This window comes from Streptomyces sp. NPDC059957, assembly GCF_042730015.1.
GTDB lineage: Bacteria > Actinomycetota > Actinomycetes > Streptomycetales > Streptomycetaceae > Streptomyces.
Genome location: NZ_JBHWMB010000129.1, coordinates 5,995 through 12,948, shown reverse-complemented (window position 1 = coordinate 12,948; position 6,954 = coordinate 5,995). Strand labels below are relative to the sequence as shown.

Below are 6,954 nucleotides of genomic sequence, written 5' to 3'. Positions count from 1 at the left end.
GCCTACGCACGTTCCGCCAGGGCCGCCGCGACCGCGACCGCGGAGGATCGGGCCAGCGCCTCCGTGTGCGCGTCCCGGGCATGGCCCAGTACCCCTGCCGCTCGGGCGGCTGCCCGCGCCGCCGGATGCCAGCCGAGCAGGTGCCTCCACACCAGCGGGCTCCCGGCGAGCGGCCGGGTCACCAGCCCGGGGGTCACGGGGAACGTCGCCCGGCACAGTCCCACGGCCCGCCCGACCTGTACGAGGTGCACGCACGAAGCCGTGTCCGTCTCGTACACGCACGCCGGGGTGAACCCGGCGCGCACGCACGCCGCCGCGAAGCAGTCCCCGAAGCACCCGTCGCCCGGCACGTCGGTCCAGGCCTCGGCGGCCAGCTCCGCGAGCTCGATCCGCGGCCGCCGTGCCAGCGGGTGGTCCTCGGCCAGCATCACGTGCACCGGGTCCCGTGCCACCTCCATCCACGCGAGCCGCCCCGGTTCCGGCGGGGCGCTCTCCCCGCAGACCCCGACGAGGGCGAAGTCCAGCCTGCCGGCGGCCACGCCCCCGGCGACCTCCCGTTCCGACCACGAGGTGTACGTGGTCACCGGTACACCGGGCTCCTGCCGGATGATCCTGTCCACGAGTCCGCCCAGCAGCGGCCCGTGCGTTCCCCCGAGCCGGTAGCCGACCGCGCCCTGCCGGGCGAAGCGCACCGCCTCTTCCTGGAGCTCGCACACGGCCGGCAGCACCACGCGGGCCCGTTCCAGCACCAGCTCCCCGAGCGCGGTGGCTCGTACGCCGTCCCGCCCCCGGACGAAGAGCGGCCCGTCCAGCGCCCGCTCGATCCGCTTGAGCTGGGTGCTCAGAGCGGGCTGCGTGAGCCCCAGCACGGTGGCCGCGCGGGTCAGGCTGCCGGCGTCGGCGACGGCTCTGACGATCTTGAGGTGCCTCAACTCCAGATCCATGCCCTGAGCTTGGTCCAGACCTGTGGGCCCGCGCTACGGGTCTGCCGCATCCGGAATCCGCCGGCCGACAGGATCGGGTGTCTGCCCTGCTCAGGAGGGTGCGATGCTTCATGCACGCCGGCAGTGAGCCGGGTCGATGAAAGGCGGCGTCACATGGCAGCAGGATTCTCGGAGTGGAAAGTCAATCGGCAGTACGCGGAGAACGACCGGGTCGTTCATTTCGGCAGGCAGTACCGGTGCCTGGTGACGCACAAGTCCAATTCCGCGAGCAATCCGGCAACGACCGTCAAGATGTGGCAGCCCTACGCCGGTTGAGCGGCCCGCGCTCGAAGCCCGCGGTGAGCTGGGCGATATCCGATTGGAAGCGCTCTCAGCCGTCGGCCCGTCCCGGCGCTAGGCTGTAGACGATCCGGCGACGGCAGAGGTCCGCACCACCCTGCGTGTCGCCGCCCCCCGTCGACGAGGAGCAACCGCCTTGCCCGAGCAGTCCCCCGGGACCCGCCCCACCCTGGAAGCCGTCGCGGCGCGTGCGGGGGTCTCCCGGGCCACCGCCTCGCGGGTCGTCAACGGGGGCGACGGGGTCCGCAAACCGCTGGTCGACAAGGTGCTCCGGGCGGTCGACGAGCTCGGCTACGTCCCCAACCACGCGGCCCGGACGCTGGTGACCCGGCGGACGGGCGCGGTGGCCGTCGTCATCGCGGAGCCGGAGGTGCGGATCTTCTCCGACCCCTTCTTCTCCCAGCAGATCCGGGGCATCAGCAAAGAGCTGACCGCCCACGACACCCAGCTCGTCCTGCTGCTGGTCGAGGGGCCGGGGGACTTCGACCGGATCACCCGGTACCTGTCCGGAGGGCACGTGGACGGCGCGCTCGCCTTCTCGCTGCACACGGACGACCCGCTGCCGGCGATCACCCGGCGGGCGGGGATTCCGACCGTGTTCGGGGGCCGGCCCGGCTGGACCGCCGACCCCGGCGAACGGGCCGTTCCGTACGTCGACGCCGACAACCGGGGCGGGGCCCGGGTCGCCGTGCAGCACCTGCGGGACCTCGGGCGGGAGCGGATCGCACACATCGGCGGGCCGGCCGACCAGACCTCGGCGATGGACCGCCTCGACGGCTACCGGGACGTGCTGCTGGACATGGATCCGACGCTCGTCGCCACGGGCGCCTTCACCGTGGAGAGCGGGGCGCGGGCGATGGCGGAGCTGCTGGAACGGCGGCCCGACCTGGACGCGGTGTTCGTCGCGAACGACCTGATGGCGTCCGGGGCGCTGCGGGTCCTGCGGGAGCGCGGGATCGCGGTGCCGGAGCAGGTGGCGGTCGTCGGGTTCGACGACATGGATCCGGTGGCCAGGGAGACCGACCCGCCGCTGACCACCGTCAGGCAGGACATCGAGGGCCAGGGGCGGCTGATGGCCCGGCTGCTGCTGCGCATCCTCGACCGTACGGGGAACGGCGCGGCCCCGGACTCGGTGATCACCCCGACCATGCTGGTTCGGCGGGCCTCGGCCTGAAACCCCGGCGTGCGCGTACGGCGGGTCTCCGCCCCGAGGAGCCGGAGACCCGCCGCTTCGATCGCGCCCGTACGCCTGGTTCGTCCGGGCAGGGGACTACACGTACGGGATCTTCAGCACCGCCGCGTCCGTGCCCGTCTGCACCTGTGACGTGCCATTGCCCAGTGCGTTCCAGATCTCCAGGCGGACGGTGCCGTTCTTGAGTTCGCCCAGACTGCCGGTGACGGCTTGCGCGCCGACCGCCTGCGTGTACTCCTCCCAGCCCGCGACCGGGTCGGTCGCGAAGTAGCGGAAGGTCTCGGTGCGGTCGAAGGTGCCGTCACCGGTCAGGTCGTAGCTGACCCGGACCTGCGGGGCGAGCCCGACCTTGGTGCCGGCGTCCACCCGGAGGCGGAACGCGGTGGCGGCCCCGGCGGAAACCTTGCCGTTGACCTGTTTCGCCTCGTAGACGGTCGGCCGGTACGGGGTGCCGTCCCGGTTCACGCCGTCGGCCGAGGCCAGGGTGTCCACGCCGGCCGGGTCGGTGGTGGCGGTGGTGAGGACGCCTCCGGTCTTGAGGCGGAAGGTGTTGCCGGTGGACGGGCCCGGCTCCTCCGGGTCAGGGTCTCCGCCGCCGGGCCCCGTGCTCGTGGCCGTCGAACGGGCGGGTACGGAAAGGGTCTTGCCGTCCGAGAAGGTCACCGTCCGGGCGGTGGAGCCGTGGTTGTGCGCGGTGTAGGTGCGGGTCCCGTTCTTCGTGAAGACGGCGGATGTGGGCAGGTCGCCGCTGACGGCCATGTCCGGTGCGCCGAGTGTGTCGAGGGTGTTGATCCAGTGGTAGGTGTGCGCCTTGGACTCACCCTGCTCGGGGGTGTAATTGCCGTTCACACCGTCCCACTTGGACTTCGCCGAAGCCGGATCGGTCAGCGCCTCGAACTCCCAGAGCAGGTCGCGCCACTCCTGGGCCGGGCCTCCGTTCTCGCGCTCCATCTCGGCGATGTTCCGCTTGATGGCGGCCTTCTCACGGGCCAGGTGGAGTGAACCTCCGGTCACGGGGAGGACGTTGATGCCGTGGATCTCCTCCGGGTTGGCGGTCCACCAGGTGGAGTACGCGGCGCCACTGCCCCAGACCATGCCGACCGTGCCGTACTTGTACGAGGCGGGGAAGACCTGCTCGCTCGCGTCGAACCAGTACTGGGTGATCGCCTCGGACTCCGTCGTCAGCAGGTAGCTGCCGAGGTCGCGGAGCGAGGTGTCTCCGGTCGCCGCGCCCCAGAGCACGAGGCCGGCGCTGAGGTTGACGGACTCCGACGAGGACTCCTGGTTGTTGCCCGCCGCGAAGCCCTGGTGGCCGGAGGCCCAGCTGTGGCCCGCGTACACGTCGAAGCCGCGCAGGAAGGGGTACGCCGCGTCGGTGCGGCTCGGGTTGGCCGTGTCGCGGATCAGGTGCTTGATCATCGCGCCCCAGGCCGAATCCGCCGCCCAGGCCTGGTCGTACTGGGCGATGATCGCCGCCGCGTAGACGTAGTAGCTGTAGTGGAAGTGGTGGTCGTTGAGTTCGGTGTCGCTGCCGTACGAGGCCGGGTAACCGGTGAGGGTCTTCCAGTCCTTGTCGTAGCTGAACCCGCTCGCCCCGCCCGCCGTGAACCACTCCTGGAGACGGCCCTTCATCAGGCCGAGCAGCTTGTCGCGGGTCGCGGTCTGGCCGATCTGGTCGGCCACGGGCACCAGTTGGGCGAGGCGGCCGAGCGCCTTGCCCGTCCAGTAGGTGTCGGAGGCCCCGGAGAACGGGTCGGCGGCGTTGGCCACCTCGTTGAGGTAACCGGTCAGCCGGGCCCGGTCGACGCCGCTGGTGGCGGGCAGGGCGGGCACCACTCCGTTGTTCTTCTGGCTGGTGGTGAAGGAGGCGGACTCGCGCACCTTCATGGTGCCGCGCGGTGAGACGTACGTGTACGGGGTCAGCGCGTCGGCGGTGTGCAGCCACTGGTGGCGGTAGAGGGCCTGGAGCGTGCCGCGCTCGGTGCCCTCCTTGGCCTCCGTGGTCAGGGTGTAGGTCGCCCGGACGTCGCCGCCGGCGCTCTGCCAGCCGACCTGCGATCCGGTGACGAAGCTGAACGCGTACTTGCGGTAGGTGGCGAGCGCGTCCGTGGAGGGCAGGACGGCGAGCGAGAAGTAGTCCTTGCCCGCGAGTCCGGCGGTGATCGCGGTGCCGGAGACGTTCCAGTCGGCGCCGGTCGGGGCGAAGAGCGCGTAGTGGTGACCCGCGACCGTGATGCCGAGGACGTTGCCGTTGTCCGCGAAGACGGTGGGCGTGGAAGCCGTCGTGATACGGGCATCGCCGCCGGAGCCCTTGGCGTACACGAACGGCATGCCGTGGCCGATGGTGGCCCGGAAGGTGCGGGAGCCGTCCGCCCAGTACGGGGTGACCGTCCAGTCGGACCAGGCATCGGCCTTGGTGTCGGGAGAGTTCAGGCCGGTGAGGCCGACGGTGAGGTCGGCCTTGTGGGCGTACTCGTACTGCCGGCCGTCACCGACGATCGCGGGCGTGGTCGGGTAGCCGACCTCCAGGCCGGAGGCCTTGGCCTGGTACGTGAGGGGGTGACCGTACATGGGGGTGGAGTACGGGTTGTCGCCGTAGCGCTGGTAGGCGAGCGAGGTCCACCAGTCGTTGGTCGGGACCGGCTTGTCCCGGGCGGCGGCGGTGAGCTTGGGGGTGACGGGGGCGCCGGTGTTCGTGGTGGGGCCCGACGTCCCGGCAGGTCGGGTGTCGGTGTAACTGCCGGACCCTGCCGGGATGGTGGCGGCGGCTGCCGGGGAGGCGGCGGGGCCCAGGCCGACGGCTGCCAGGCCGATGGCCAGGAGCGTCGCCACTGCGGGTCTGGAGAGGGAGGCTTGCACGAAACACACCTCGATCACGTGGGGGGAAGAGCGCGTTCGAGAGCGCTCTCAAGTGCCAAGGAACGTAAATCTCCTGAAACCTCAGTGTCAAGGGAGCATGCTCAACGTGCAGTTAGGCGTAACGCCAAGCTGTTATGCGTTCGAGTCTTGACGGGGGACAGGCGGTGGGGGACGCTCCAGACGCACGCACTGAGAGCGCTCTCAAATCGGCGCTCGGTTCATCCCGAAGTCAAGGGAGGCTTCCCATGCCCATCGCCCGAGTCGCCAAGAGAGCCACGGCCCGCCTCGGCGCGGTCGTCCTCACGGGGGCCCTCCTCGCCGCTTGTGGATCCAGCGCCTCGCCGGACGCCGCCGACGGTGCGGGCGGAAAGGTCACCCTCACGGTCGACCTCTTCGGATCCTTCGGCTTCAAGGAGGCCGGGCTCTACGAGGAGTACCAGCAGCTCCACCCCAACGTGACGATCAAGCAGAGCGACACCCAGGACGAGGCGGACTACTGGAAATCGCTCCAGACCCGCCTCGCGGGTGGCGGTGGTCTCGCGGACGTGCAGGGCGTCGAGGTGGGCCGGATCGCGTCGGTCACCCAGCAGCAGGCCGACAAGTTCCAGGACCTGAAGGCGTACGGGGCCGACAAGCTCGCGGGCCAGTTCGCCGAGGCCAAGTGGTCCGCAGCCTCCACGAAGGACGGCAAGGTCCTCGGCCTCGGCACGGACGTGGGCCCCGAGGCCATGTGCTACCGCACCGACCTCTTCGAGCAGGCCGGTCTCCCCACCGACCGCGAGGAGCTCGCGAAGAAGTGGTCCACGTGGGACGGCTACCTGGAGCTGGGCAAGGAGTACAAGAAGAAGGCTCCCGCCCAGAGCGCCTGGCTGGACAGCATCGGATCCCTCTACGGGGTCATGATCGGCCAGGAGAAGGAGCGGTACTACGACGCCTCGGGCACGCTGATCTATGAGACGAACCCGGCGGTCAAGACGGCCTGGGACACCTCCGTGAAGGCGGCCGAGGCCGGTCTGAGCGCCAAGCTCGACCAGTGGTCCCCGCAGTGGAACCAGGCCTTCGCCGCCGGCTCGTTCGCCACCATCCCCTGCCCGGCCTGGATGCTCGGCTACGTCAAGGGCCAGGCGGGTGCCGCCGGCCAGGGCAAGTGGGACGTGGCCAAGCTGCCCGGCGGCGCGGGCAACTGGGGCGGCTCGTACCTCTCGATCCCGCGTGCGGCCAAGCACAAGGAGGAGGCGTACAAGCTGATCGAGTGGCTCACCGCGCCCGAGCAGCAGGCGAAGGTCTTCCAGAAGCAGGGCAACTTCCCCTCCTCTACGGGCGCGATCGCGAAGATCGCCGACGCCAAGGACCCCTACTTCTCCGACGCCCCGATCGGCCAGATCTTCGGTGACGCGGCCAAGGAGTCCCCGGTCCAGGTGCTGGGCGTGCACGACCAGAACGTGATGCAGCAGTTGACGAACGCGCTGAGCGAGGTCGAGCGCAAGGGGGTCGCGTCGGACACGGCGTGGGAGACGGCGAAGAAGGGCGTGGCGAACGTCATCGGCTGACGCCGGGCGCGGGGGGGGGGGAGGGGGGGCGAGCAGCGGACGCTCTCGCCGGCTGCTCCGTCTTTTCCCA

The 6,954-nt window shown here is 70.7% G+C and carries 5 protein-coding genes; 3 read left to right on the top strand and 2 right to left on the bottom strand.

The features are described 5' to 3' along the window. Positions 1 to 2 precede the first annotated feature (2 nt). Positions 3 to 944, bottom strand: coding sequence for a LysR family transcriptional regulator (locus tag ACFWBW_RS40315; RefSeq protein WP_385384428.1), 942 nt, complete (start codon positions 942 to 944; stop codon positions 3 to 5). 153 nt (positions 945 to 1,097) lie between these two features. On the opposite strand from ACFWBW_RS40315, the gene ACFWBW_RS40310 reads away from it, so the two are divergent. Together ACFWBW_RS40310 and ACFWBW_RS40305 are read left to right on the top strand one after the other, a co-directional pair. Continuing rightward, positions 1,098 to 1,259 (top strand): carbohydrate-binding protein, encoded by a 162-nt coding sequence (locus ACFWBW_RS40310; protein ID WP_243337014.1) that lies wholly within the window; start codon positions 1,098 to 1,100, stop codon positions 1,257 to 1,259. A 160-nt stretch (positions 1,260 to 1,419) separates the two neighbouring features. After that, on the top strand, positions 1,420 to 2,457 hold the full coding sequence (locus tag ACFWBW_RS40305; protein ID WP_385384423.1) for a LacI family DNA-binding transcriptional regulator: 1,038 nt from the start codon (positions 1,420 to 1,422) through the stop codon (positions 2,455 to 2,457). 96 nt (positions 2,458 to 2,553) lie between these two features. On the opposite strand, the gene ACFWBW_RS40300 is transcribed toward ACFWBW_RS40305, so the two are convergent. Beyond that, positions 2,554 to 5,352: a glycosyl hydrolase gene (locus tag ACFWBW_RS40300; RefSeq protein WP_385384420.1), complete on the bottom strand. Its 2,799-nt coding sequence runs from the start codon at positions 5,350 to 5,352 to the stop codon at positions 2,554 to 2,556. 227 nt (positions 5,353 to 5,579) lie between these two features. Between ACFWBW_RS40300 and ACFWBW_RS40295 the strand changes: the two genes are divergently transcribed. Next, entirely contained in the window at positions 5,580 to 6,884 is a 1,305-nt protein-coding gene (locus tag ACFWBW_RS40295) for an extracellular solute-binding protein (protein WP_385384417.1), read from the top strand. The last annotated feature ends 70 nt before the right edge of the window (positions 6,885 to 6,954 follow it).

Excerpts from the sequence above, each read along its gene's own strand:
- ACFWBW_RS40310 (WP_243337014.1), top strand. The coding sequence starts at position 1,098 with ATGGCAGCAGGATTCTCGGAGTGGAAAGTCAATCGGCAGTACGCGGAG.
- ACFWBW_RS40295 (WP_385384417.1), top strand. The coding sequence starts at position 5,580 with ATGCCCATCGCCCGAGTCGCCAAGAGAGCCACGGCCCGCCTCGGCGCG.
- ACFWBW_RS40315 (WP_385384428.1), bottom strand. The coding sequence starts at position 944 with ATGGATCTGGAGTTGAGGCACCTCAAGATCGTCAGAGCCGTCGCCGAC.